Origin of the sequence: Chryseobacterium populi (assembly GCF_000282115.1) — a bacterium.
Lineage (GTDB): Bacteria > Bacteroidota > Bacteroidia > Flavobacteriales > Weeksellaceae > Chryseobacterium > Chryseobacterium populi.
Genome location: NZ_AKJY01000024.1, coordinates 16,402 through 41,470 on the forward strand (window position 1 = coordinate 16,402; position 25,069 = coordinate 41,470).

The 25,069-nt window shown below is 36.3% G+C and carries 24 protein-coding genes; 11 read left to right on the forward strand and 13 right to left on the reverse strand.

Going from position 1 to position 25,069, the window contains the following annotated elements:
* Positions 1 to 6 precede the first annotated feature (6 nt).
* Positions 7 to 2,742, reverse strand: coding sequence for a carboxypeptidase-like regulatory domain-containing protein (locus PMI13_RS07825; RefSeq protein WP_007842473.1), 2,736 nt, complete (start codon positions 2,740 to 2,742; stop codon positions 7 to 9).
* Positions 2,743 to 2,981: 239 nt separating this feature from the next.
* Here PMI13_RS07825 and PMI13_RS07830 point away from each other — a divergent pair, with 239 nt between their 5' ends.
* Positions 2,982 to 4,181 carry an endonuclease/exonuclease/phosphatase family protein gene (locus PMI13_RS07830; protein WP_007842476.1) on the forward strand — a complete coding sequence of 400 codons (1,200 nt, stop codon included), beginning with the start codon at positions 2,982 to 2,984 and terminating at the stop codon, positions 4,179 to 4,181.
* Positions 4,182 to 4,229: 48 nt separating this feature from the next.
* Complete coding sequence (locus PMI13_RS07835) at positions 4,230 to 4,652, forward strand: DUF6146 family protein (protein WP_007842477.1); 423 nt, start codon at positions 4,230 to 4,232, stop codon at positions 4,650 to 4,652.
* A 50-nt stretch (positions 4,653 to 4,702) separates the two neighbouring features.
* Here the strand turns inward: PMI13_RS07835 and PMI13_RS07840 are convergent, their stop codons facing one another.
* Both PMI13_RS07840 and rho read right to left on the reverse strand, forming a co-directional pair.
* The gene (locus PMI13_RS07840; RefSeq protein WP_007842478.1) at positions 4,703 to 5,299 is read right to left on the reverse strand and encodes a superoxide dismutase; all 597 of its coding nucleotides are present in this window, start codon (positions 5,297 to 5,299) and stop codon (positions 4,703 to 4,705) included.
* A gap of 196 nt (positions 5,300 to 5,495) precedes the next feature.
* The gene (rho, locus tag PMI13_RS07845) at positions 5,496 to 7,295 is read right to left on the reverse strand and encodes a transcription termination factor Rho (protein WP_007842479.1); all 1,800 of its coding nucleotides are present in this window, start codon (positions 7,293 to 7,295) and stop codon (positions 5,496 to 5,498) included.
* Between the two features lie 145 nt (positions 7,296 to 7,440).
* Between rho and PMI13_RS07850 the strand changes: the two genes are divergently transcribed.
* The 4 genes from PMI13_RS07850 to PMI13_RS07865 all read left to right on the forward strand — a co-directional run bounded on the left by PMI13_RS07850 (position 7,441) and on the right by PMI13_RS07865 (position 11,224).
* On the forward strand, positions 7,441 to 7,830 hold the full coding sequence (locus tag PMI13_RS07850; protein ID WP_007842482.1) for a DUF4293 family protein: 390 nt from the start codon (positions 7,441 to 7,443) through the stop codon (positions 7,828 to 7,830).
* Between the two features lie 205 nt (positions 7,831 to 8,035).
* The gene (locus PMI13_RS07855) at positions 8,036 to 8,959 is read left to right on the forward strand and encodes a M28 family peptidase (RefSeq protein ID WP_007842484.1); all 924 of its coding nucleotides are present in this window, start codon (positions 8,036 to 8,038) and stop codon (positions 8,957 to 8,959) included.
* A gap of 53 nt (positions 8,960 to 9,012) precedes the next feature.
* The gene (locus PMI13_RS07860; protein WP_034669750.1) at positions 9,013 to 10,851 is read left to right on the forward strand and encodes an ABC transporter ATP-binding protein; all 1,839 of its coding nucleotides are present in this window, start codon (positions 9,013 to 9,015) and stop codon (positions 10,849 to 10,851) included.
* Between the two features lie 25 nt (positions 10,852 to 10,876).
* Positions 10,877 to 11,224: a DUF1801 domain-containing protein gene (locus PMI13_RS07865; RefSeq protein WP_007842487.1), complete on the forward strand. Its 348-nt coding sequence runs from the start codon at positions 10,877 to 10,879 to the stop codon at positions 11,222 to 11,224.
* Positions 11,225 to 11,444: 220 nt separating this feature from the next.
* Here PMI13_RS07865 and PMI13_RS07870 read toward each other — a convergent pair whose 3' ends face one another.
* From PMI13_RS07870 to rsfS, 5 genes are all read right to left on the reverse strand, one after another.
* The gene (locus PMI13_RS07870) at positions 11,445 to 12,098 is read right to left on the reverse strand and encodes a phosphatidylserine decarboxylase family protein (protein WP_007842489.1); all 654 of its coding nucleotides are present in this window, start codon (positions 12,096 to 12,098) and stop codon (positions 11,445 to 11,447) included.
* Between the two features lie 4 nt (positions 12,099 to 12,102).
* Entirely contained in the window at positions 12,103 to 12,975 is an 873-nt protein-coding gene (locus tag PMI13_RS07875; RefSeq protein WP_007842492.1) for a phosphatidate cytidylyltransferase, read from the reverse strand.
* A gap of 24 nt (positions 12,976 to 12,999) precedes the next feature.
* Positions 13,000 to 13,581, reverse strand: coding sequence for an LUD domain-containing protein (locus PMI13_RS07880; RefSeq protein ID WP_007842494.1), 582 nt, complete (start codon positions 13,579 to 13,581; stop codon positions 13,000 to 13,002).
* A 135-nt stretch (positions 13,582 to 13,716) separates the two neighbouring features.
* A complete protein-coding gene (gene ftsH / locus PMI13_RS07885) occupies positions 13,717 to 15,702 on the reverse strand; it encodes an ATP-dependent zinc metalloprotease FtsH (RefSeq protein ID WP_007842496.1) in 1,986 nt (661 codons plus the stop codon).
* A gap of 16 nt (positions 15,703 to 15,718) precedes the next feature.
* Complete coding sequence (gene rsfS / locus PMI13_RS07890) at positions 15,719 to 16,087, reverse strand: ribosome silencing factor (protein ID WP_007842497.1); 369 nt, start codon at positions 16,085 to 16,087, stop codon at positions 15,719 to 15,721.
* Between the two features lie 87 nt (positions 16,088 to 16,174).
* Between rsfS and PMI13_RS07895 the strand changes: the two genes are divergently transcribed.
* Positions 16,175 to 16,888, forward strand: a complete 714-nt coding sequence (locus PMI13_RS07895; RefSeq protein WP_007842498.1) for a biotin--[acetyl-CoA-carboxylase] ligase — start codon at positions 16,175 to 16,177, stop codon at positions 16,886 to 16,888.
* Here PMI13_RS07895 and PMI13_RS07900 read toward each other — a convergent pair.
* From PMI13_RS07900 to PMI13_RS07915, 4 genes are all read right to left on the reverse strand, one after another.
* Positions 16,882 to 17,994, reverse strand: a complete 1,113-nt coding sequence (locus PMI13_RS07900) for an LptF/LptG family permease (protein WP_007842499.1) — start codon at positions 17,992 to 17,994, stop codon at positions 16,882 to 16,884. The genes PMI13_RS07895 and PMI13_RS07900 overlap by 7 nt on opposite strands.
* Before the next feature lie 8 nt (positions 17,995 to 18,002).
* Complete coding sequence (gene tgt, locus PMI13_RS07905; RefSeq protein ID WP_007842500.1) at positions 18,003 to 19,133, reverse strand: tRNA guanosine(34) transglycosylase Tgt; 1,131 nt, start codon at positions 19,131 to 19,133, stop codon at positions 18,003 to 18,005.
* A gap of 74 nt (positions 19,134 to 19,207) precedes the next feature.
* Entirely contained in the window at positions 19,208 to 19,576 is a 369-nt protein-coding gene (locus PMI13_RS07910; protein ID WP_007842501.1) for a DUF4296 domain-containing protein, read from the reverse strand.
* Positions 19,573 to 20,289: a polyprenol monophosphomannose synthase gene (locus PMI13_RS07915; RefSeq protein ID WP_007842502.1), complete on the reverse strand. Its 717-nt coding sequence runs from the start codon at positions 20,287 to 20,289 to the stop codon at positions 19,573 to 19,575. The genes PMI13_RS07910 and PMI13_RS07915 overlap by 4 nt, the downstream gene beginning before the upstream one ends.
* Before the next feature lie 178 nt (positions 20,290 to 20,467).
* Between PMI13_RS07915 and PMI13_RS07920 the strand changes: the two genes are divergently transcribed.
* The 4 genes from PMI13_RS07920 to PMI13_RS07935 all read left to right on the forward strand — a co-directional run bounded on the left by PMI13_RS07920 (position 20,468) and on the right by PMI13_RS07935 (position 24,262).
* Complete coding sequence (locus tag PMI13_RS07920; protein ID WP_238536292.1) at positions 20,468 to 21,034, forward strand: DUF4271 domain-containing protein; 567 nt, start codon at positions 20,468 to 20,470, stop codon at positions 21,032 to 21,034.
* 12 nt (positions 21,035 to 21,046) lie between these two features.
* Positions 21,047 to 21,787: a uroporphyrinogen-III synthase gene (locus tag PMI13_RS07925; protein WP_034669747.1), complete on the forward strand. Its 741-nt coding sequence runs from the start codon at positions 21,047 to 21,049 to the stop codon at positions 21,785 to 21,787.
* A gap of 88 nt (positions 21,788 to 21,875) precedes the next feature.
* On the forward strand, positions 21,876 to 23,924 hold the full coding sequence (locus tag PMI13_RS07930; protein WP_007842507.1) for a S9 family peptidase: 2,049 nt from the start codon (positions 21,876 to 21,878) through the stop codon (positions 23,922 to 23,924).
* A complete protein-coding gene (locus PMI13_RS07935; RefSeq protein WP_007842509.1) occupies positions 23,921 to 24,262 on the forward strand; it encodes a hypothetical protein in 342 nt (113 codons plus the stop codon). Before PMI13_RS07930 ends, PMI13_RS07935 begins: the two co-directional genes overlap by 4 nt.
* A gap of 175 nt (positions 24,263 to 24,437) precedes the next feature.
* On the opposite strand, the gene PMI13_RS07940 is transcribed toward PMI13_RS07935, so the two are convergent.
* Positions 24,438 to 24,926: an SRPBCC family protein gene (locus tag PMI13_RS07940; protein WP_007842511.1), complete on the reverse strand. Its 489-nt coding sequence runs from the start codon at positions 24,924 to 24,926 to the stop codon at positions 24,438 to 24,440.
* Positions 24,927 to 25,069: the final 143 nt, after the last annotated feature.

A 25,069-nucleotide genomic window follows, 5' to 3' on the forward strand; every position in this document is an offset into this window, starting at 1 on the left:
GTAGTTTTAGAATCTTAAATAAACGTTTGTAAAGAAGGTTGTTCCTCTGTCGTACCAAAGTTTTGGTCCGAAATGAGGTGTTGCTCTCTGGGCATCAGCAAGTGCATCCGGAAAGCTTACGTTTCTTCCCTGCTCAAATCCACCTGTTACATAGTTTCTGTTATTAAGGATATTGTTTACTGAAATACTCACTCCCATTCTGTATTTTCCTAAAAGGAAAGATTTTCCGGCATTGGCATTCAGCATAAACTGATCGTCGAATTTCTTCTGAGCCGTAATCTGTTGGATAAGCTCCGGAGTTACCCCGTCATAAGGGTCTCCATTAAGCGGATTCGTGTACATATAAGGTGTTTTATTTAACGCTGAAAGATCAAGATACTGATCCATTAAATAGTTGGCAGAAGCTCCCACCCACCAGTATTTCGGAGAGTTATATTTTAACCCTAAAGAGAAGGCTTTTTGTGGAGTTCCGGCTACTTTATAATCTTTAATATTGGTTTTGCCCCAAACATTTGATCCTCTGAATTCATTAATATCATCAAATGTTGCCACATTAGGATTGTTGGTATATTTATATTCTCCAACACTTGCTACCCCAATGGCATTTAAAGTAGGTGTGATTTTTACATCAAATCCTAATTCTGCACCTATATATCTTTTATTTACTCCTGTCATTGCTTCATTAACCAGTGTACTTAATGAGGCACCTGTAGGGTTGTTTACATCTGCATAATATCTTGAGATTTCAGTTGCATTATTGATGGTGGTATAGAATCCAGATAATCTTAGTTTTAAAATCTGGCCTCTTAAGATATAGCTTAATTCATTGGAATTGATCATTTGATTTTTTACACCCGGCGTCACATAATCTACCACTCTCGGGTTGATATAGATTTCATTAAACGTTGGTGCAAGACTAAAGAAAGCTCCGCTGTATACAATAAAGTTCTTACCGTTGATTTTATAAGTGATTCTTCCTTTAATCCCTGAATCAAGGGCATCATAAATAGCACTTTTCCCTTTAGAGTTATTCTGGAATCTGAAACTTCTGAAATCACCTTCTCTCTGAGATTCGGAATAAGAAGAGAAAATGGAAGCCATTACATTCCACTTGTTATAATCAATCTCAGATGAGATATTCAAAGAGTACTGATTCTTGGTCAGCTCATAAGAATATTGAGTTCTGTCTCCTTCTTTCACCTGCACGTTAGGATCATCAATATTATATCTTATATCATTATCGAAAGCATTAAGATTGTTAGCAAAATTAGCCCCCAATAAATCTTTAACTCTTCTGAAATTATCTGATTTTAAATTCTGATAATTGAAATTGATATTTAATTTCCAGTTATCATTTAATCTGGTATCAAAGTGAGAGGCAAAATTGAATGTTTTATCTCTGTTTACATCTTCTACTACAGTATAAACGGCTCCTCTCGCATCGCCATTCATATCAGTAAGATTTAATTTATTGGCATTATATAAAGAAGTCCAGTTAATCTGTGCATTTTGCCTGAATTCATCTTCAGTATAAATACCGTAGCTTGGCAGTTTTCTGTAATAAGTAGGGTTCGGGTCTGCGCCATGGAACCAGTCTAACCTGCTTCTTGCATCACTTCCGATCTGATAGGAAACCGTATTGATCCAGTTTGAGTTTTTACCGATCTTCAGGTAATCCGTTAACATAAACATCGGTTCAAAAACTTTTCTGATCCTTGAGTTTCTTTTCTCACCATCCTGCCATCCCCAGTATGAATTATAGTTTTTTCCCATAATATCGTATACTTCCTGGGTGTTCGGTGCATTGGAAGCCCGGTAAGTTGGCGACCCGAAACCGGTAAAGTTGATCGAGTGCCTGTCACTGAATTTCTTTTCAACAGAAGCAAAATAAGCATAAGCATCCTGATAGACACCATCTAGAATCGCTCTGTCACCCCATCTTCTGCTTCCTGAAAATGTGAATGCCCAACCATTTTTGGTAATCCCTGATGAATAGGTTGCCATTGCTCTCTGCATATAACTTCTGTTGGTAAAAGAATACGCCAGTGATGTTTGTTTTCTATACGAAGAAGCTCTTGTATTGTAGTAAGCTACACCTCCCAAATTCCCGAATGTATATTCTGACGGTGTGATATTATCCACATTTTCATAAGGATATCTCATCACATCATTCAATCCTCCCCAGTTGCTGAAATCAATTCTTCCGTCATCATTTTTAGACATCGGAACCCCATTGAAAACCACATCCTCAAATCTGTTGTCTACCCCTCTAGGCCTGAACCAGTAAGCACCTAATTCAAAAGCTGAAACATTCTGGAAAGCATCTCTTCCCGAGCTCAAAAGTCCTACAGTGGGCTGCATGGCAGAACCTCCATCTTCAGTATCGCTTGCAGAGTCGTCAATAACAACTACTCCTGCATCTGTTCCTAAATTGTAATTAAGTGTAATAACACCCAGGTCTTTTCTCTTTTCATCAGCAATTACATCAAACTCTAAGATTTTAGAATCAAAGTTTGGTTTTGTCACTGTAATAAGATAGTGGCCAGGTTGTAAATCCGTAAATTGGAAATATCCTATTTTATCCGCAGTTACATCGTCTGTCGACTGGGCAAGATCTACTTCTGCTCTCTCCAAAGGCTTACCATCCTGATCCTTAACATAGGCAAAAACAGTAGTTTGTGCAAAATAATAAGATGCAGGTAATAGGGTAAACAAAGAGATTAGGGATAGTTTTTTAATCATAATAAACTTATTTTTAATCCTTCTTTTTTTGAGGGGCAACAAATTTAGGACTATTTTCATTAACTTAAACATTTTAAACACTTTATTCTATTAATTTTTCTTAACGCCTTATTATTATCTTAAAAAAACAATCTGTTTATCATTAATACTAAAAAAGTCCTTATTACAAAATTTTAATCTTAGTTCTTATATAAAATTAGTAATTTTACCCCCCTTAATTTGTTGAAATATACTATAAAATGAAAAAATATCTAATCATCGCTGTCATTTTTTGCTTCGGATCTGCCTTTTCACAGCAAAAGCAGGTAAAAAGAGCCGCTATTGGTTTTTTAAATGTAGAAAACCTTTGGGATACTATTCCGTCTGCTGATTATATTGATGGAACATTACAGGTTTCCAACCCTAAATTCCACAGAAGCGTTCCTTTAGATTCCTTACAATATCTGGAAACTGCTGAAGACTACAAAGGTGAGTGGAGTGATGATCTTTTGATGGGTAAAAAAGTAATCCGTAAACAGGTTTTGGCAGATGATTTTACCGTAAACAGCCCCAAAAGATGGGGAACTAAATTTTACAATCAAAAACTGGCGAACGAAGCTAAAGTAATTTCAGAATTAGGAAGGCAATATACTAATGACAATCCTGCTATCTGCGGACTTATCGAGGTTGAAAACAGACAGGTTATTGAAGATCTTATCAAGCAGCCAGCTTTAGCAAAAAGCAATTACGGAATTGTACATTTTAATTCTTATGATGCAAGAGGTATTGATGTAGCCATCATTTATCAGAAAGGAAGATTTTCTGTTTTAAATGCCTATAAAAAGGAAATCAAAATTTTCAACGAAGAAGGTAAAAGAGAATACACCAGAGATGTGGTCATCGCTATCGGATTACTTGACGGTGAAAAGATTGCAATATTCATGAATCACTGGCCTTCAAGAAGAGGTGGTGAAGCGATTTCGCAGGCAAAAAGAAACGCTGCTGCAACGGTTCTGAAAAATGAAATGGATAAAATTTCATCTGAGAATCCGGGAATCAAATTATTCTCCATGGGAGATTACAATGATGACCCGGTAAGCCCAAGTTTAAAAAAACATTTAGGAGCTGTAGGGGATCCGGGAGAGCTTTCCGATAAATACCCTTATTACAACCTGATGTATAAATTATATAAAGCCGGAGTCGCATCTTTGGCGTACAGAGATTCAGGAAATTTATTCGACCAGATTATCGTTTCAAAAAATTTATATTCTCCGGAAAAAATCACTCCGACTTATTCTATCTATAAGGCGGAAATTTATGCGCCTTCATATTTAGTGAACAAGGAAGGACAGTATAAAGGTTACCCATTCCGTTCGTGGGATGGCGACAAGTTCACAGGAGGTTACAGTGACCACTTCCCTGCCGTTTCAATCATTCAGAAAGAATACATTAAGAAATAATAAACGGGCACTCTGAACGGAGTGCTTTTTTTATGTAACTTTATGTGTATGAAAAATTTAATCTTATTATTACTTTTTGCATGTATCCCTTTCAGCTGTTCTTCACAGACAGATCCTAAAAAGGCTCAAGAAAAGTCTGAAATCAAGCCGTCAAAAAATGATGACGGAGAATGGGATATTGATGTTTTAGATACCCAATACGATTATTTCCTGAATGCAGTTGCCAAGCCCATGAGCCAGTATTCGGAATCTTATCTGAAAACAAAAAACACGCTTCTGGTCAGTGAATGGAATTCGTATTTCAGTTCCGGAAGGCATAGAAATATTATAGAGTCATCAATAAGCTATGATCCAAAGGAAAACTACGGGTTAAAATTTGAATATAAGCTCTATCAGGTTTTTGCTTATGTCAATTGGAAATATGGCCTGAGAATGAACGGACTTTCAGGAAGTGATGCCATAAGACAATAAAAAAGGTTCAGAAAATTCTGAACCTTTTTTATTTTTTATATAGTTTATAATTATTTGTTATATAATTCTTCAACTTTATCCCAGTTTACCACATCAAAGAATGCTCCTACATAATCAGGTCTTCTATTCTGATAGTTTAAGTAATAAGCATGCTCCCAAACATCCAATCCTAAAACCGGAGTTCCTTTTACATCAGCAACCGGCATCAACGGGTTATCCTGGTTGGGTGTAGAGGAAACAGATACAGAACCGTCTTCGTTTTTGATCAGCCATGCCCATCCTGAACCGAATCTTGTTTTAGCGGCTTCGGAGAAATCGGTTCTGAATTTTTCAAGACCACCATAGTTTTCAATAGCAGCTTTTACATTCCCTACCGGCTCTTTGCTTCCCCCGGGAGTTAAAATTTCCCAGAATAAAGAGTGATTGAAATGACCTCCACCGTTATTTCTTACTGCAGGCTTATCAGTTCCTGTTTTGCAGATGTCTTCAACAGTTTTCCCTGCCAGTTCAGTTCCTTCAATTGCTTTATTTAAATTGTCGATATATGCCTGATGATGTTTTGTATGGTGAATTTCCATAGTTCTTGCATCAATTGTTGGTTCTAATGCATCGTAAGCATATCCTAGTTTTGGTAATTCAAATGACATAATTTTATTTTTAATGTTATATTCCAAAGTTAGCCATTAATTAACCTATTATCAAAAACAGAAGATTATTTTAATAAATCTTTAACATTGATAAAGTAGATTCAGAAATGTATTCAATTAAAAAATAAAAGTTTAGAACCCGTAAAAACAGAAAGCACAGATTAACGTCTGTGCTTCCTGTCTTAACAATATTAAATTATTTATTCATTGACATCAGGAACTCTTCATTATTTCTGGTTCCTTTAATATTTTTATCTACAAATTCCATGGCTTCTACCGGATTCATTTCTGAAAGGTATTTTCTTAAGATCCACATTCTCTGAGAGGTAACCTCATCAAGAAGCAGATCATCTCTACGGGTGCTTGATGCGACCAGGTCAATGGCAGGATAAATTCTTCTGTTGGCAATTTTTCTGTCCAGCTGAAGCTCCATATTACCTGTACCTTTGAATTCTTCAAAAATAACTTCATCCATTTTAGAACCTGTATCAATTAATGCCGTCGCAATAATGGTTAAAGATCCTCCGCCTTCAATCTTTCTTGCTGCCCCGAAGAATCTTTTCGGTTTATGAAGCGCATTGGCATCCACCCCTCCGGAAAGTACTTTTCCTGAAGCTGGTGTTACCGTGTTATAAGCTCTCGCTAATCTCGTAATCGAATCTAATAAAATAACCACATCATGTCCGCATTCAACCATTCTCTGAGCTTTTGCCAAAACAAGGTTGGCTACTTTCACATGCTTATCTGCCGCTTCATCAAATGTAGAAGCAATCACTTCTGCATTTACGCTTCTTTCCATATCAGTAACTTCTTCAGGACGTTCGTCGATCAGAAGCACCATCATGTATACTTCAGGGTGATTGGCTGCAATAGAGTTCGCAATATCTTTAAGGAGCATCGTTTTACCTGTTTTAGGCTGTGCAACGATCATTGCTCTCTGTCCTTTTCCAATTGGGGCAAAAAGATCTACAATTCTTGTGGAAATGGTAGAATTATTTCCGGCAAGGTTAAATTTCTCTTCAGGGAAAAGCGGTGTTAAATATTCAAAAGCAACACGGTCTTTAATAAAAGCCAGATCACGGCCATTAACTTCCGTTGGCCTCAACAATGAAAAATATTTTTCGCCTTCTTTCGGAAGCCTTACGATACCTTTTACCGTATCTCCGGTTTTCAATCCGAAATTCCTGATCTGCGCCGTAGAGACATACACATCATCCGGAGAAGAAATATAACTGAAATCTGATGAACGTAAAAATCCGTAGTTGTCGGGGAGTATTTCCAAAACACCTTCAATACTTACCATTCCGTCAAAGCTGAACTCTTTTTTGTGCTCATGATGCTCGTCTGATCTGTCAGAGTGACGGTTTTGATTCTGGTTTGGGTTTTGATTTTTATGCTGGTTTCCACTGTTTTGTGGATGATTGTGTCCTTTTTGGGGTCTGGCCTGAGGTTGAGGGTTGTTCGGCTTTTCTTCTGCCGGAGCAGATTCCTGAGGATCTGTGTTTTTGGGAACTTCTGTTTTTTCCTGAACAGGATGTTCTGTGTTACCTGTGTTGGGAGAAACCCTTTTCCTTTTTTTCTTGGCAGCTGCAGAAGTTGATCCTTCTTCTGTTGTTTCAGCTTTTCTTTCCACTGGTTTTACTTCTTCGGAAACAGGTTTACTTTCTGCTGCTTTATTTTCTGTTTGCTCTTCTGCTTTGGGTTGTGTTTCCGCCGGAGCTTTTGCTTCAGCTTTTGGCTTTGCAGTTCTCTTGGGAGCTGCTTTTTTGACAGGAGCTTTCGCTTCTTTTTCTGCCGGTTTTTCTTCAGTATTCATACTGGTTTCTGTGGCGTTGAAATAATCTTTTGAGACTTTAGGGTTGGAAGCTTGAAAATCAAGAATAGCAAAGATTTTATCATTCTCAGTGCTGTTTCTTGCAACTTTAACGCCTAAATCCCTCAAGATTTTAGTCAATTCCGTTACGGATTTTGACCTTAACGTTTCAATGTTAAACATATTTAATGTAAAAATGTAATTAATTGTGAGTAAGAAAAGTAAGTCCGGTGACTTTTGTTTTCAAGTACATTTGTATAATGCAAATCTACACTTATTTTTGAATTGTGCAAAATTTATGCTATTTTTGCCAGGAATTTAATATTCGATGTTACAAAGAATACAGACTATATGGGTTTTTCTGGCAGTCTTAGCTGCTGTTTCTCTTTTCGTTACGGGACAAGATGTTGCTGTTTTTGGCACCATTCCTGTGATTAACATTGGCTGTATAGTACTTGTTTTGGCTGGATTGCTTAGTGTTTTCAGCTTTAAAAACAGAAAAAGACAAATATTGCTGAATACAATCAGCATTATTATAAACGCTTTGTTGATTGGTGTATTGATCTACTGGTTACTAAACTTATCCGGAGGAATACAATTTCCTGAGAAGGGTATTGAGCCGGTTTTCCCATTAATTGCAGTGATCTGTTTGCTTATTGCAAATGTATTTATCCGTAAAGATGAGAGGCTCGTAAAATCTGTAGACAGACTTCGATAACCTTACAACGATTTTTTGAGTGAGAACAGTTCCTTTTCCGGGAACTGTTTTTTTGTTTAGCATTATAGATTTCACCAATTTACGCAGATGCTTATTTTATATTTTACCTTTTCCATCAGATAAATTAATATTTATTTTAAATATCAAAAATTCATGCAACATTTCCGCTAAATGTGCGACTTATGTATTTATAAATTATAATCTAATGAAAAAATTAACTTTTCTTACGCTGTCACTTTTCTCAATATTTTCTTTTGCACAGGAGGTTTCCACGGAGAGAATCAATACCATTCTTTCCACTCTTGCTTCTGATGAAATGAAAGGCCGTGAAATCGGTACTCCTGAAAATGATAATGCCGCCCATTATATTGCAAAGCTTTTTAAAGAAAACAATCTTGAATACTGTACAGGAAATTCTTATCTCGTTCCTTTTGATTACAAAGGAAAAACAGCTTACAATGTTTGTGGGGTTAAAAAAGGAAAAACCGATAAATATCTCGGATTCTCAGGGCATTTCGATCATATCGGAACCAGCAAGAAAAGCGGAGATAATATTTATAACGGAGCAGATGACGACGCAAGCGGAATAACTACCCTTGCAGGAATAGCAGATTATTTTAAAAATAAAACTCCTGATTTTTCGATGGTTTTCATTGCATTTAACGGTGAAGAAAAAGGGATGCTGGGCTCAAGAGCTATTACCGAGGACAAAAATTTAGATAAGATCTATAATAATTTAACTGCGCTTTTCAATTTTGAAATGGTGGCTACAGAATCTCAGTTCGGTAAAAATGCACTTTTCATGACCGGTGATGAGTTTTCCGATCTTGATGAGCTTTTCAATAAGAATGCAGTAAACGGATTAACGATCAATCCGGATCCATATGCTGCCCAGCAATTATTTTACAGATCAGATAATGTAAGCTTTGTAAAAAAGAAAATCATTGCCCATTCTTTCTCTACGGTTGATATGACCAAGGCCAGGCATTATCATAATGAAAGTGATGACATAAGCATCGTTGATTTTAACAATATGACACAGATCATTAATAATTTCGGTAAAACCTTAGATAAATTAACTCCGGCTAACTTTGCTCCAAAGTATAATGATAAAGTAAAATTTAATTAAGAACGTCTTATCCTTTAATTTTACGTAATTTTGTTTTCCCAATTTTTCATTGAATGAATCAATATATTAAAATACTAAAGTTCGCAAGGCCACATCGAAAATATATATACGGAAGTTTATTTTTTAACATCATGTACTCGGTATTTCAGATTGCTTCTTTAGGAACAATCTTACCGGTTTTAGGAATGCTTTTCGGAACCATCAAACCTGAGAAATATGAGGCTGCTCCTGTTTATTCAGGAGAAATTGGCGACTTTTTCAGCTTTTTAAAAGAATATTCGAATTATTATGTTCAGACTATGGTGACAGAGCATGGCGCGCTTAATGTATTGGCGTGGCTGTGTGTGATTACTGCTTTCATGTTTTTCCTGAGAAATATTTTCCGCTATCTAGGGTCTTTTTTATTGATCAATTATCGGGTAGGCGTTACGAAAGATCTCCGTAGTGCGATGTACAACAAAATACTTTCCTTACCCGTTTCATTTTTTACAGAACGCAGAAAAGGAGATTTAATGTCACGTATGTCAAATGACGTAGGCGAGGTTGAAGGCAATATTTTAGGAAGTTTAATTGAATTGATCAACGCTCCTTTTATGCTGGTCAGCACGCTGATTACTTTATTTTTTTTGAGCCCGGAAATGACCCTTTTCTCCCTGCTTGTACTGCCTATAATGGGAACTATGATTGCACTGATAGGGAAAAGCCTTAAAAAAGATTCTCATGAGGCTCAGAACGAGATGGGAACCATATTCTCTATTGTAGATGAAACTCTGAAATCATCAAAAGTGATTAAGATATTCAATGCTGAAAAAATAATGGGCAACAGGTTTATGCAGTCTATGCAGCGATGGATCTCCAGCTCTATCAGCCTGGGAAGAAAAAAAGAACTGGCATCTCCTATGAGCGAATTTCTGGGATCTATTACTTTCCTGATCATCGCCTGGTACGGTGGAAAACAAATTATCGTAGAGCAATCTATTTCCCCGGCAGATTTCCTGGTTTTCCTTGGAATGTTCTTCCAGATTCTACCGCCTGCAAAAAGTTTGTCAACTTCCATTTCCAATGTTCAGAAAGGAGAAGCTTCCCTTGAAAGGGTTTTAGAAATTCTTGATGCGGATGTGAAAATTGACGAAGTCGCAGAGCCTGTAGCGATCTCTACCCTTAACAATCAGATTGAGTTTAATAATATCGGTTTTTATTATGATAAAGACCACACAATTCTTAAAAACTTCTCACTGATCATTCCAAAGGGTAAAACGGTTGCTCTTGTAGGGCAGAGTGGCAGTGGAAAAACAACAATTGCCAACCTTTTGGCCCGTTTTTATGATGTTTCGGAAGGTGAAATCTTAATTGACGGAATTGATATTAAAAGCTTAAAATTAAAGGAATACAGACAGCTTTTAGGAATGGTAACCCAGGAATCGGTTTTATTTAATGATACCGTTTATAATAACATTCTGATGGGTAAACCCGATGCAACCAGGGAAGAAGTGGTTGCAGCCGCAAAAATTGCCAATGCAGATTCATTTATTTCCCATCTTCCCGAAGGTTATGAATCCAATATCGGTGACGATGGAGGTAAGCTCTCCGGAGGCCAGAAACAAAGGGTCTCTATTGCCAGAGCTGTATTGAAGAATCCACCGATTATGATTCTGGATGAAGCTACCTCTGCATTAGATACAGAATCCGAAAGATTTGTACAGGATGCCCTGGAAAAAATGATGGCGAACAGAACCTCTTTAGTGATCGCCCACAGGCTTTCAACCATTCAAAAAGCAGACTGGATTGTGGTCATGGAAAAAGGAGATATTGTAGAACAGGGAACCCACCACGACCTTATCGCCAAAAAGGGGATGTATCACAAACTTGTTGAGCTCCAGAATTTTGATTGAAATATTTTTAAATTAATTTTTTAAAATGAATCCTATACAAGAGTATTTCTACAGAATTGAAGAGCCTGACAGAAGTACTCTTCTTTTTTTGCGTAAAAAGATCCTTGAATCTGATCCGGAAAGCATTACTGAGACTTTCAGTTTTGGACTTCCTTTTTTCAAATACAAAAAGAAAATGCTCTGTTATTTATATTACAGCAAAAAGTATAAAAAACATTATGTAAGCTTTTATCATGGAGACAGGTTAGATTATTCCGAACTTTTACAGGAAGGCAGAAAGAAGTTTAAAATCCTTTTGATTGATATGGAAGAAGATTTGCCGGTGGAATTTATTTTGAGACTGATTGATGAAGTGAAAAAGTTTATAAAATAGGTTTAATTCGAAATTATTAAGTTTTGGCTGAAGCCAATTGATTTTATTTTAATTCTCAGACGGGCTAAAGCCGCTAAAGCCAGCCTCTATTGATAAGAATATACATTTTAAGCTTCATCTAATAATTTGTATCCATCCGTAAAATGAACTTTGGTATTATGCCAAACAAAAAAGGCCACCTCACTCAAAGAAGCAGCCTTTCATTTATAGTTAATTTAAATTAATCTTTCATTCTTGCAATCACATCCAGCCCACCTTTTGTAATGTCTCCGATCTTGCAGATGATCTCGGTATCCAAAGGCAGGAAGACGTCCATTCTTGATCCGAATTTAATAAAACCGAATTCATGCCCGGCCTTTGCCTGGTCACCCTTATTACAATAGAAAACAATCCTTCTGGCAACATATCCTGCAATCTGTCTGAAAACTATTTTATGATTGGTCATACTCTGTACGGCAACCGTCGTTCTCTCGTTTTCTGTAGAAGATTTTTCATGCCATGCTACAAGGTATTTTCCGGAATGGTATTTTTTATAGATCACTTCTCCCGAAACCGGATATCTGCAGATATGCACATTCAAAGGAGACATAAAGATAGAAACCTGAATTGCTTTTTCTTTCAGAAATTCAGTTTCTTCAACTTCTTTGATCATTACAACTTTCCCATCCACCGGTGCAATTACATTTTCTCTATGCTCAAGAATGTCACGGTTCGGAACCCTGAAAAACCAAAATACAAGGCTATAAACCAGCAATAGCGGCATGATGATCAAAAGTGACCAGATTTTAAGAAAATAAATAGCTACAACACCAATAATAATGAAAAGTATGGTGGCTACGGTAATTGTTCCTTTTGATTCTCGATGTAATTTCATGAGTTTAAATAAATTTTTCTAAAATAAAGTACAAATATACGACAGGTGCACAGATTAAAAAACTATCCAGCCTATCTAATACTCCACCATGCCCGGGAATGATGTTTCCGCTGTCTTTTACACCGAATGTTCTTTTCAGTTGGCTTTCCACCAGATCACCTAATGGGGCAAAGCTGGCCACCAGAAAACCTACGACCATCCAGTTCCCACGAAGGTCCTGCTGATAATGCTCTATAAAGTATGATAAAATCAAAGTTAAAACCACTCCTCCTGCATAGCCTTCCCAGGTTTTCTTTGGCGATATTTTCGGGGCCATTTTATGTTTTCCGAAGAACTTTCCTGCCAGATAAGCAAAGGTATCACTACTCCAGATCAGAACAAACAGAAATAAGACCTCTAAAGAAAAGGTATTTTCATAGCTTGAATATTTCGGGAGTCCTAATGCAAAACTAAACGGAAGGGCCACGTAAATCACGGTAAAGATCAGCTTCCCGCTGTCATAATATAATTCCGTTGGATACTTGAACAAAGTAATGACGGCAATAGCGATTAATGAAAGAGCCAGGATTTCACTCAGTCTGAAATTAAAGTAAAAATCATGGTAAAAATACCTTTTGGAAAACATATAAAAAATAATCAGGATCACTGGGAATACCACCCATTTTTCGTATCCATTCCCAAATTTTACAATTTTAACACATTCCCACGAGCCTACTAATGTCAATAGCGTAATTAATCCATAGTACAGATATTGCTGCTTGATAAGATCCGGAGAAATACTGTTGATCAGTTGAGCCCCGAGTGGAGTTGTACAAAGGATAATAACGGCTACGTAAACAATGCCGGAAATGGTTCTTTGAATAAGATTTTTGTCCAAAATGTATAATTTATAAGTTGATGCTTAATCTTCAAGCAACAATAAAAACAGTTTCGTATTCGAAATGGAAGAGGTATCTAATTTCGAATGATTTCCACTAATGGAAGTAAGGTTCTTGATATTACCATTTCTTTTGATCTTACCCATTGCATCATTAAGATTGTTGACGATCTGAGATACATTGGCCATAATAATAATTTTATCCGGCAATCTCGAAGAGTGATAATGAAGGATATTATTATGAGAAAGCATAATTCTTCCGTCATAGGCAATCAGGTATTCACAGGTAATAAAAGCAGCATCATTGGCATGCTCCAGTTCCGAACTGTAAGGAGTTTTCACAACATTCATAAAATTCTGAAGTTCTTTATCCCAACAGAAAACACTGTGTATCCCTTCTATTTTGATGATCTGATGTAAAGTTTGTAGAGCTTCCGCTTCATCTGCACAATAATTAAAAAATCCCCCCGAATGCGTAAATAATTGCGCAAACTTATAATCAAGATCCGCATTTTTCAGCGAATCCCCTAATTTTTCCAAACTCTGTTTTTCCTCTTCTTCAGGCTGGTTGGTAAGTTTGCTTACAATCTTCTTAAATAAACTCAACTTAATCTATTTTTAGTCAACTCTATACAAAAATAGAAAATTAATTACAATACATTCTAAAAATATCCCTTTAAATATGAAAAAACCTGACAATTTTTAAGTTGTCAGGTTTTTTTCGTCTGGTTTCAGAATATTTTAAAGCTGTGCCGGGCTTTCAGGAGCCTGAATTTCGCTTTCTTCTTCTTTTTCTTTCAGAGGAATCGTGTTGGTAACCGGTTTCTCTGTCAATTCAGGATCCCATGCTCTTTTACCAAATATTTCTTCCAAATCCTCCCGGAAAATAACTTCTTTTTCTAAAAGCTTGTTAGCCAATGCATCCAGTTTATCTTTATTTTCTGTAAGAATTCTTACAGCCCTGTCATATTGATTTTCAATAATCGATTTGATTTCAACATCAATTTTTGTAGCTGTTTCTTCTGAATAAGGTTTCCCGAAATTGTATTCAGACTGTCCTGAACTGTCATAGTAAGAGATATTTCCAATATTCGGACTTAATCCGTAAATAGTAACCATAGCCTGAGCTCTCTTCGTCACATTTTCCAGATCGGAAAGTGCGCCTGTAGAAATATTATTGAATATTACCTGCTCTGCTGCTCTGCCTCCTAATGTAGCACACATTTCATCCAGCATCTGTTCTGTCGTCGTAAGCTGTCTTTCTTCCGGAAGATACCAAGCCGCACCTAAAGAACGCCCTCTTGGAACAATTGTAACTTTTAAAAGTGGGGAAGCATGCTCTACCAGCCAGGAGATTGTTGCATGACCTGCTTCATGGTAAGCAACTCTTCTCTTTTCAGAAGGTTTGATCGCTTTATTTTTCTTCTCAAGACCGCCGATGATCCTGTCCACAGCATCAAGAAAATCCTGTTTTGTTACTGAGTTATGATTATTTCTGGCTGCAATCAGTGCTGCCTCGTTACAAACATTGGCAATATCAGCTCCACTGAACCCCGGAGTTTGCTTGGCAAGGAATTCACGGTCTACATTATCATCAAGTTTGATTTTCTTTAAATGAACATCAAATATCTGTCTTCTTTCGTGTAATTCCGGAAGGTCTACATAAATTGAACGGTCAAAACGACCTGCTCTCATCAAAGCTTTATCAAGGATATCCGCTCTGTTGGTTGCTGCCATCACAATAACGTTGGTATCTGTTCCGAAACCATCCATTTCCGTAAGAAGCTGGTTCAATGTATTTTCTCTTTCATCATTTCCGCCGGAGAAATTATTTTTCCCTCTTGCACGCCCGATTGCATCGATCTCATCAATGAAGATAATCGCCGGAGATTTTGCTTTTGCCTGGGCAAAAAGGTCTCTTACTCTCGATGCTCCTACTCCAACAAACATTTCAACGAAGTCTGAACCTGAAAGTGAGAAGAAGGGAACTTTTGCCTCTCCTGCAACGGCTTTTGCCAATAATGTTTTACCGGTTCCGGGAGGACCTACCAACAGGACTCCTTTTGGAATTTTACCTCCTAATTTGGTATACTTTTCAGAATTCTTCAAGAAATCTACGACTTCCTGAACTTCTTCTTTTGCTCCTTCCAATCCTGCAACATCTTTAAATGTTACCTGAATTCTTTCTTTTTCATCAAAAAGTTTTGCTTTGGATTTCCCGATAGAGAAAATCTGCCCTCCAGGGCCTCCGCCGCCACCCATTTTTCTGAAAAGAAGGAAATAGAATAACCCCAAAATAGCGATCCAGATCAATGCTGAAACCAGGATATCTGTGAAAGGATTTTTCCCTGCCCCGTAATCTTTCGTGGTTTTGATGTTTGCATTCGCTGCTTTAATCTGATCAAATTTTTGAAGGAAAAGCTGAAGATCCCCATATTTCACAGTATAATCTGCTTTGGGAGTCATTGAGAATGCAGAAAGCGGGTCATTTTCTTTGGCCGTTTTACTGACCATTGCTGTTTTCGCAGCCTGCGTTAAAAAAATATCAGCCTTTTCGGTGTCTTTATAAATTATAATGTTCTGAACTTTCCCCGACTGCAATTCTCTGAAGAAACCATCTTCATCAATAGTTTTTGCACTGTTATCTCCAAAAAAATTCGGGATAAAGAATAGCAAAAGAGCTATGATTGCAATTGGAAAGAACCAGTTGAATCCTTTATTATTCATTTATACTTTTTAAAATTTAAAATTCATTTTCGATTTTGGTGATCACTGCATCACCCCAAAGTTCTTCTATGTCATAGTACTCACGTACCTGTTTTTGAAAGATGTGTACCACCACTGAAACATAATCTACCAGAACCCACATTGCATTTTCGGTACCTTCTACATGCCAAGGTCTCTCTTTAAGTTCGTTTCTTACTTTCTTCTCTACACTTCCAGCTAATGCTGCTACCTGCGTATTAGAGTTTCCACTACATATCACAAACGTTTCCGCCACTGAATTTTCAATATTGGAAAGATCGAAGATCATTACATCTTCACCTTTTACATCCTGGATAGCTTCAACGATTTTATCTAATAATTCTTGTTTTTCTACTGTTTTATTCATTAAAAAAATACTATAATCTGCAAATTTATTGTTTTTTCTTTACTTTAGCCTTACTTTTAGCCCTCTAAAGTCTTAAAGTTTTCTTAAATGACTCAACTATTTTACCTAAAGGAATGCCCCTCTACTAATGACGAAATATCTCAGTTTTTACTTTACGGAAATTCAGATTTTACGGGTTTACACACTTTCAATCAAACCAAAGGCCGTGGTCAGTATGGAAATACATGGGCATCAACTGCTGAAAAAAATTTAGCCTATACATTGGCTGTCAAGACTGAGAATTTTATTCTTTCCGATTTTACGTTCAATTATTATACCGCAATTGTCATAAGGGATTTTCTTGCCAATTTGACTGAAAATATAGTGAAAATAAAATGGCCGAACGATATTATTCTGAAAAACAAAAAAATCGTTGGAATTCTCATTGAAAAGAAAAAAATTAACCAGCATACTTATTTCATTATCGGAGCCGGTTTCAACATCCTGCAGGAGAAATTTGATGCGATCAGCAATGCAGGATCACTTTTAACTCAAACAGGAAAGAGATTTAACCTGAATGACTTTACATCTCGGCTTCATGATTATATGGTTGAAAGGCTCAATAATATCCCCTCCGAGCAGGAAATTATAGATCAGTTTAACCAGAATTTATTCCGTAAGGATGAAATCTCCGTTTTTGAAATTGACAAAAAGAGACAAAATGGCATCATACGATATGCTGATGAAAAGGGAGAACTCTGGATTGAACTGGAAGAAGGAATGAAATCTTTTTACCATAAAGAAGTAAAGCTTCTTTACTGATTTGCTCTTTTTAAGTATAAATACAGCGCTACCGGGAAAAAGATAATGTTCGGAAACCACATGGCCAGTGCGGGAGACATGCTCTTGTTCTCTGAAACCACTTTTAAGGCTTCAAAAGAAAATACAAATACAAACGCCAGAGAGATCCCTATTGCTAAATTGATTCCCAACCCGCCCCGTCTTTTCTGTGATGAAAGTGAAAGGGCTAAAAATGTAAGAATAATGATAGATACAGGCATTGAAGTTCTCTGATGCAGCTCGTTAAGGTGAGTATTGAGATTGCTGTTTCCTTTTTCTTTTTCTCTTTTAATAAATTTAATGAGTTCCGGGGTTGTTTTATTCTGTCCTAAAAGCTCATTCGGGAAAAGCTCTTCCGGTGAATGCCCATAACTTTTTCTCAGCTCAGGGCCATTGCCCAGCTTTTCGGAATCATCTTTATTGATGTTTTTCTCAACGTAATTATTTAAGACAAATTGCTTTTTGGTCTGATCCCAATATACATCGGACGATTTAAGCTCATAAAGCATTCTCCTGTTTTTATCATATTTCTGAAAAATAAACCCTGAACCTCTGTGTTCTCTTTTGTTCCAGGAATTAATGAAAATATATTCCATCCGGCTTAGCTGCGCCGAAACAGGGGCTGTCCCCAATACTTTTTCTTTATTGGTCGCATTATAGGTGTAAGCTTCCAGTTGATTTTTTTGAATATTGGCCCATGGCAACACGAAGTGATTAACCCCCAAAGATAGTATTGCAATAAATAAAGAGGTAAGCAGATAAGGTTTTGCAAAACGGTGAAAACTGGCTCCACTACTGATAATCGCAACAATCTCAGTGTTATTTGCCATTCTGGAGGTGAAATAAATCACCGAAATAAAAACCAGAATAGATAGAAATGTCATTACCAGATTCACAATCCAGAAAGGATAAAAATGAACCAGGAAGTATGACAGGTTAAGCTTTGCATCAATGGCCGTGGCATTTTCAATTCTTGGTATTTTCTGCTGGACATCAATGACCAGAACAACTATAGACAGTAATATAAGCATGAAACTGAAAGTTCCAAGATATTTTTTAATGATATATTTATCTACAATTGTAACCATGATTCTCTTTATAATCTTTGTCTAAGCACAGGAACTACGGATTTTTTCCATTCATAGAAATCTCCGGCAATAATATGTTTTCTGGCTACTTTTACCAAGTCCAAATAAAACGCTAAGTTATGAATTGACGCAATCTGTTTTGCCAGATATTCTTTAGATACAAACAAATGACGTAAATAAGCTTTTGAATATTCTTTATCTACAAAACTTGTCCCAAACTCATCCAAAGGCGAAAAATCACGCTTCCATTTTTCATTTTTAAGATTCATAACCCCTTGCCAGGTAAAGAGCATTGCATTTCTTGCATTTCTTGTCGGCATTACACAATCCATCATGTCGATTCCCAGACCTATTGATTCCAGAATATTCCACGGAGTTCCTACTCCCATAAGATATCTTGGTTTTTCTTTAGGCAGAATATCGGTTACCTCATCGGTGATCCTGTACATTTCCTCTTCAGGCTCCCCTACAGAAAGTCCTCCGATGGCATTTCCTTCTGCCCCGGCTTCAGAAATAACTTCAGCAGATATTTTTCTTAAGTCAGAATAAGTTGATCCCTGAACGATAGGAAAAAGCCTTTGCTTGTAACCGTAAAGTTCAGGATTCTGCTTTGTCCAGTCAATACATCTTTTTAACCAGCGGTGAGTAAGCTCCATGGAAGATTTTGCATGGTTATATTCGCAGGGATAAGGGGTACATTCATCAAACGCCATAAAAATATCCGCTCCGATCTGTCTCTGAATCTCCATTGATTTTTCCGGGCTGAACATATGATAACTTCCGTCAATATGAGATTTAAACCGGGCCCCTTCTTCTGTCATTTTCCGGCTGCTTGCCAATGAAAACACCTGAAAACCTCCTGAATCTGTAAGAATAGGAAGATCCCAATTCATGAACTTGTGCAGACCTCCTGCATCCTGCATGGTTTCCATTCCCGGACGAAGGTATAAATGATAGGTGTTACCCAAAATAATCTGGGCTTTAATATCTTCTTTTAATTCTCTCTGATGAACCGTTTTTACGCTGGCTACAGTTCCCACCGGCATAAAAATAGGCGTCTGGATTTTACCGTGATCTGTAGTAATTTCTCCTGCTCTTGCCTTTCCTTCAGAGGTTTTTTCTATATTAAAAAATTTCATTCGTATATTTTTTTACTTCACCACTGCTGTGGTTGATATTTTTTGTCGAATGGAATATCTCTCTCCATCATCAATTATCTTGCGAAAGAAGGTACATTTGGATTTTTCTTTAATTTATCCTTTACATACTGGTCTGCTTTCGGGTCTTTTTTTAATAATATTTTTTGTGCATCTTCTGCAATATCATTCATTTTTTCTTTTACCACATAATATTTGAAGCTCTCCACAAAATCTTCTGATTTTACATGATGGATTTTCAGGACAAATCTTGTTCCGGCTTCCAGGTTTGAATTAGGGTACATAAAAGTCGCCTGATCATTAATGGCCAGATCGGCAAGAATTTCTGACATTTTATCCCCAGGGATAAGATTTTTTGGTTTGTCTATATAATCTCTACAGGAAAACATAAACAGTAAAATAAAAAGGCAAATCAATTTTTTCATAATCTGTTAATTAATGATTTCCATTTTAAATTTAAAACGCCAAAGACCGCTTCATGAATGATTCCGCCATTCATTTTGCTTTCTCCTAATATCCTGTTTGTAAAAATGATGGGCACTTCTACAATTTTAAAACCTTTTTTAAAGGCTCTGAATTTCATTTCAATCTGAAATCCATATCCTTTCAGCCTCACATTATCAAGGCCGATTTCTTCTAGAACTTTTCTTGAAAAACAAACGAAACCTGCTGTTGTATCATGAATCGGAAGCCCTAAAATAAACCTTACATATTTTGAAGCAAAATACGAAAGCAAAACTCTTCCCATGGGCCAGTTGACAACATTCACTCCTTTGGAATAGCGGGAACCGATTGCCATATCTGCATTTAAACAGGCTTCAAAAAGTTTAGGCAGATCTTTAGGATTATGTGAAAAATCGGCATCCATTTCAAAAATATAGTCATAATTATTCTGAATGGCCCAATTAAAACCATGAATGTATGCTTTCCCCAAACCATCTTTTATGTGTCTTATTGACAGATGCAGATTATGGGAGAACCTTTTCTGCAAACCTTTTACCACCTCAGCAGTTCCATCCGGAGAAGTATCATCTACTACTAAAACATGGAAGTCTTCCTCCAACGCAAAAACCGCGGAAATAATATTTTCAATATTTTCCTTTTCGTTATAGGTTGGGATAATGACAAGTTTTTTCATTTCAGTTTGCAAAGATAGTTTATTTAACCTTTTTATTTTATACAAAATAATCTATAATTTTGCAAAAAATATTCCGTTGCCACGATCACAAAATTTTACAAACCATATAAGAATACCTGAGAACAATGACTGGGTAATCTTTATATTGCTGGGCTGCATCTTTTTATATGTTTTCATGATGAATATTATAGAAAGAGAAGCCAACCTGAAAGACTTTCTGCTGCAAAAATATTTTGACGCAAGTAATAATTTGCCCAGCTGGATTATCACTTCCTGTGTCACAGCTCTTACTTTGGCCGTTCTGGTATCCCAGTATATCCCGATAGTGCCAAAACATATTGCAGATTTACAGATTGCAGGATACCGGTTGAATAAATTTGGGTATTGTTTAATAGTTGTCATATTTTTTTATGCCATAAAATCTACACTAGGTTTTTTATTCTACCAGAGTATAGGTGATGGCAAAAAATGGTCAATTTTTTATTTTACCTCTACTAAATTCTATTTTATTTTATCGTTTTTACTGATAATTTTAAATGTGACCCACTATTATTTCCCTATAGACAGAAATAAAGCATTTTTTTATTATTTATGCTTTTTTGCTTTTGTATTTATATTCAAGATTTTTTTCTATTTATTTCACAAAAACAATATATTACCAAAAAAATGGTATTATAAATTTTTGTATATTTGCACCCTCCAAATCGCACCATTATTGTTGGTTTGGAAATTACTATTTTTTTAATAAATGTCAATGATGAGAATAAAGTCTATATTGGTTTCTCAACCAGCGCCTAGTGAATCTTCTCCATATCTGGATATAGCGAAGAAGGAAAAAATAAAGATTGACTTTCGTCCTTTTATCCACGTCGAAGGGGTTGACAACAAGGAGCTTAGAACACAGAAAATAGATCTGACGCAGTATACTGGAATTATATTCACCAGTAAAAATGCGATTGATCATTACTTTAGATTGGCTGAAGAACTTCGCTTTGCGGTTCCGGATACGATGAGATATATCTGCCAGTCTGAAGCTATTGCCAATTATCTCCAAAAACATATTGTTTACAGAAAAAGAAAAATCAGTTTCGGTGAGAAAAATTTCTCAGATTTGGCCCCCCTTTTCAAGAAATTCCCGACTGAAAAATATCTTTTACCGTCTTCAGATGTGTTGAGTCCGGACATTTCTAAGACCATGGATTCAGCCAACGTTGACTGGACAAGAGCAATTATGTACAGAACGGTTTGCAGTGACCTGACGGATGTTAACATCAAAGAATATGACATGTTGATATTCTTTAGTCCGCAAGGAATCAAGTCTTTACAGCAGAACTTCCCGGATTTTCAGCAGGATGAAACTAAAATCGGTGTTTTTGGAAACACTACTTTAGCAGCAGCAGAGGAAGCTTCTTTAAGGGTAGATTTAATGGCTCCTACAAAGGAAACGCCATCCATGACAATGGCTTTGGAAAAATATGTTAAAAGCCTTCACAAATAGCATTTAATATTCTACATAAAACAGCCGTCTTTTCATTAAAAGGAAAGATGGCTTTTTTTTAACTAAATTTGAACAAGAATTAATATTGATGAAAGTTCCACAGGCGAAGAAAATAGAAAAGATACTAGAAATACACGGAGACCGGAGAAATGATCATTATTTCTGGCTCAATGAAAGAGAGAATCCTGAAGTCATACAATACCTTGAAGATGAAAATGCTTACGCAGATTTCATGATGAAGGATACCGAAGATTTTCAGAATGAGCTCTTCGAAGAAATGAAATCCCGGTACAAAAAAGATGATGAATCTCTACCTTATTTCTTTAATGGATACTGGTATATTGTACGATATGAAGAGGGAAAAGAATATCCTATTTTCTGCAGGAAACACAAAAGCCTGGATAACACTGAAGAAATTATTTTAGATGTAAACATTCTTGCTGAAGGAAAAACCTTTTTTGAAGTGGGAAGTGTGGCAGTAAGCCCTAATAATCAACTGGCTTCTTTTTCCTCTGATGATGTGGGAAGAAGAATTTACAATATCAATTTTAAAAACCTTATAACAGGAGAGATCTTACCTGATACCATTCTTAATACAACAGGAAAAGCAGTGTGGGCCAATGATAATGAGCATGTCTTTTATATCAGGAAAGATAAAAACCTGCGGGCCTTCCAGGTTTACAGACATAAACTGGGAACAGATTCTTCCGAAGATATTTTAATCTTCCACGAAAAGGATGATACTTTTGATGTGAATGTTTTCAAAACAAAATCTTTGAAATATATTTTCATTGCCAGCTCAAGTACAATCTCGGATGAGCATCGTTTTATTCCGTCTGATAATGTTTTTGCGGAATGGACTATCATTCAGCAGAGAATTGATGATTTGGAATATTCTGTTGAACATTATAAAGATGAATTTTATATCATTACCAATGCAGATGATGCAATCAATTTTAAAATTGCAAAAACAAAAATAGATAACTGCGGGAAGGAAAACTGGGTAGATGTAATTCCGCACCGGGCGGAAGTTTTACTGGAAGGTTTTGAAATATTTAAAGATTATCTGGTTCTTGAAGAAAGGGAAAGAGGATTGCTTCAGATCAAAATTATTGATGAGAAAACACAGGAGGCTTATTATCTCCCTTTTTCAGATCCTACTTATACTGCCTATATCGGAATTAACCTTGAGTTTGACACCGAAGTATTACGTTATGGCTATACTTCACTCACCAAACCAAGCTCAACATTTGAATATAACATGAAGGAGAAAACCACGAAACTTCTTAAACAACAGGAGGTTTTAGGCGGAAAATTCATCCCTGAAAATTATATTTCGGAAAGAATATGGGCAGATTCAAGAGATGGGAAAACCAAAGTTCCTATTTCCCTGGTATACCATAAAAACACAAAAAAAACGGCAGATACCCCTCTTCTTTTATATGGCTACGGAAGCTACGGACATACGGTAGATGCCAGCTTTTCCAATGTGAGATTATCAATTCTCGACAGGGGGTTTATTTATGCCATAGCCCATATCCGGGGTGGAGAATACTTAGGAAGAGAATGGTATGAAGACGGGAAAATGTTATTTAAAAAGAATACGTTCTTTGATTTTATAGATGCGGGAAAACATTTAATAAAAGAAAACTACACTTCATCAAAGCATTTATATGCCATGGGCGGAAGTGCCGGAGGCTTATTGGTGGGAGCAGTTGTGAATTATGAGCCTAATTTATTTAATGGTATTGTAGCCCAGGTCCCGTTTGTGGATGTGGTTACCACAATGCTGGACGAAACTATTCCACTGACAACCGGTGAGTATGATGAATGGGGAAATCCGAATGATGAAGAATATTATCATTATATGAAAGACTATTCACCTTATGATAATATTGAGGCAAAAGATTATCCGCACATGCTTATTACAACAGGTCTGCATGATTCACAGGTTCAATATTGGGAACCGGCAAAATGGACCGCAAAATTGAGAGAGCTAAAAACCGATGACCATCTTTTACTTTTCAAAACGGATATGAGCGCCGGGCACGGAGGCGCAAGCGGAAGATTTGAATCATTAAAAGAAGACGCACTGGAATATGCTTTCCTGTTAAAATTAGAAAATAAAAAAGAATGATCAACGAAGCTGAATACTGGAAAAAAATAGAACAGTTTTTTGAAGACAACTTCCAGACTGAAAAAAATCCGCCGATTGAAACCTTATTGTTTTTAATCGGGCTTCAGGAATTAGGAAGCGGACAGCAGAAATATACTAAAGATGATAAAGTAAATTTAATACATATTGCTGTCTGCAGATTACTGGAGCCTTTTGGATATTATAAGTTCTCACATTATGAAGACGGATGGCCACAGTTTGACAAGCTGGAAGAACTTCCTGAATTAAGGCCAAACGAACAGGCTTTGCTTATGAAAAAAGCAATTATCCAATATTTTCAGGATGAAGAATTAATCTGAAAATATCATTGGTATATTAAAATGGAGAGTAGTTTTTACTCCCCATTTTTATTTTGTATTTCGAGACTTTAAATAAGTTTTGGCTAAAGCCAATAGATTTTCTTTTAATGAAAAAACGGGCTAAAGCCCGTCCCATTGAATATTTTTAATTTAACTGACAAGAAATCTATCAAAATTAGCCATTCAGAATCCCTTCCAGCTGATTCAAGCCCATTTTGAAGCCTTCTTCAAATCCCATTTCCAATTGTTGCTTAAGAGCCTCTTGTGATGGAAAGTGAATATTAACCGTAACTTTAGTTCCCTCTTCTACACCTGTAAAGCCTACCAGCCATTGAGCCTGTGGAAAAGATTCATTGATATTTCCTTTATCATCACAGAAAGCATCAATTCCGTCGAAACTTCTGTGTTCCATGATTTCACCGTACTTCACCTGTGAATATACTTTTTCTCCCTCCGGACCTATCATGGCATAGAGCCAGATTCCGCCTTCTTTGAAATCCTGTTTTACAGTTTCACATTTCCAGGGTTTTGGAGCCCACCATTGATCCAATAATTCGGATTTGGTAAAATAATCCCACACTTTCGAAACATCAGCGTTATAAATTTTCATTACGTATACGCTGTTTGAGTCAAAATCTTTGTTAAAGACGATATTTGATTCCATAAGTAATTATTTTTAACAAACTTACTATTTTAATTTCTGACAGGACTTTTCATAGGACAAGTAATCAAATATTTATAATTAAATGTTAAAAAACATTCTTTTAAGAAAAAAAATACAATTTTTTGGCTCGTTTTTTGTTCATG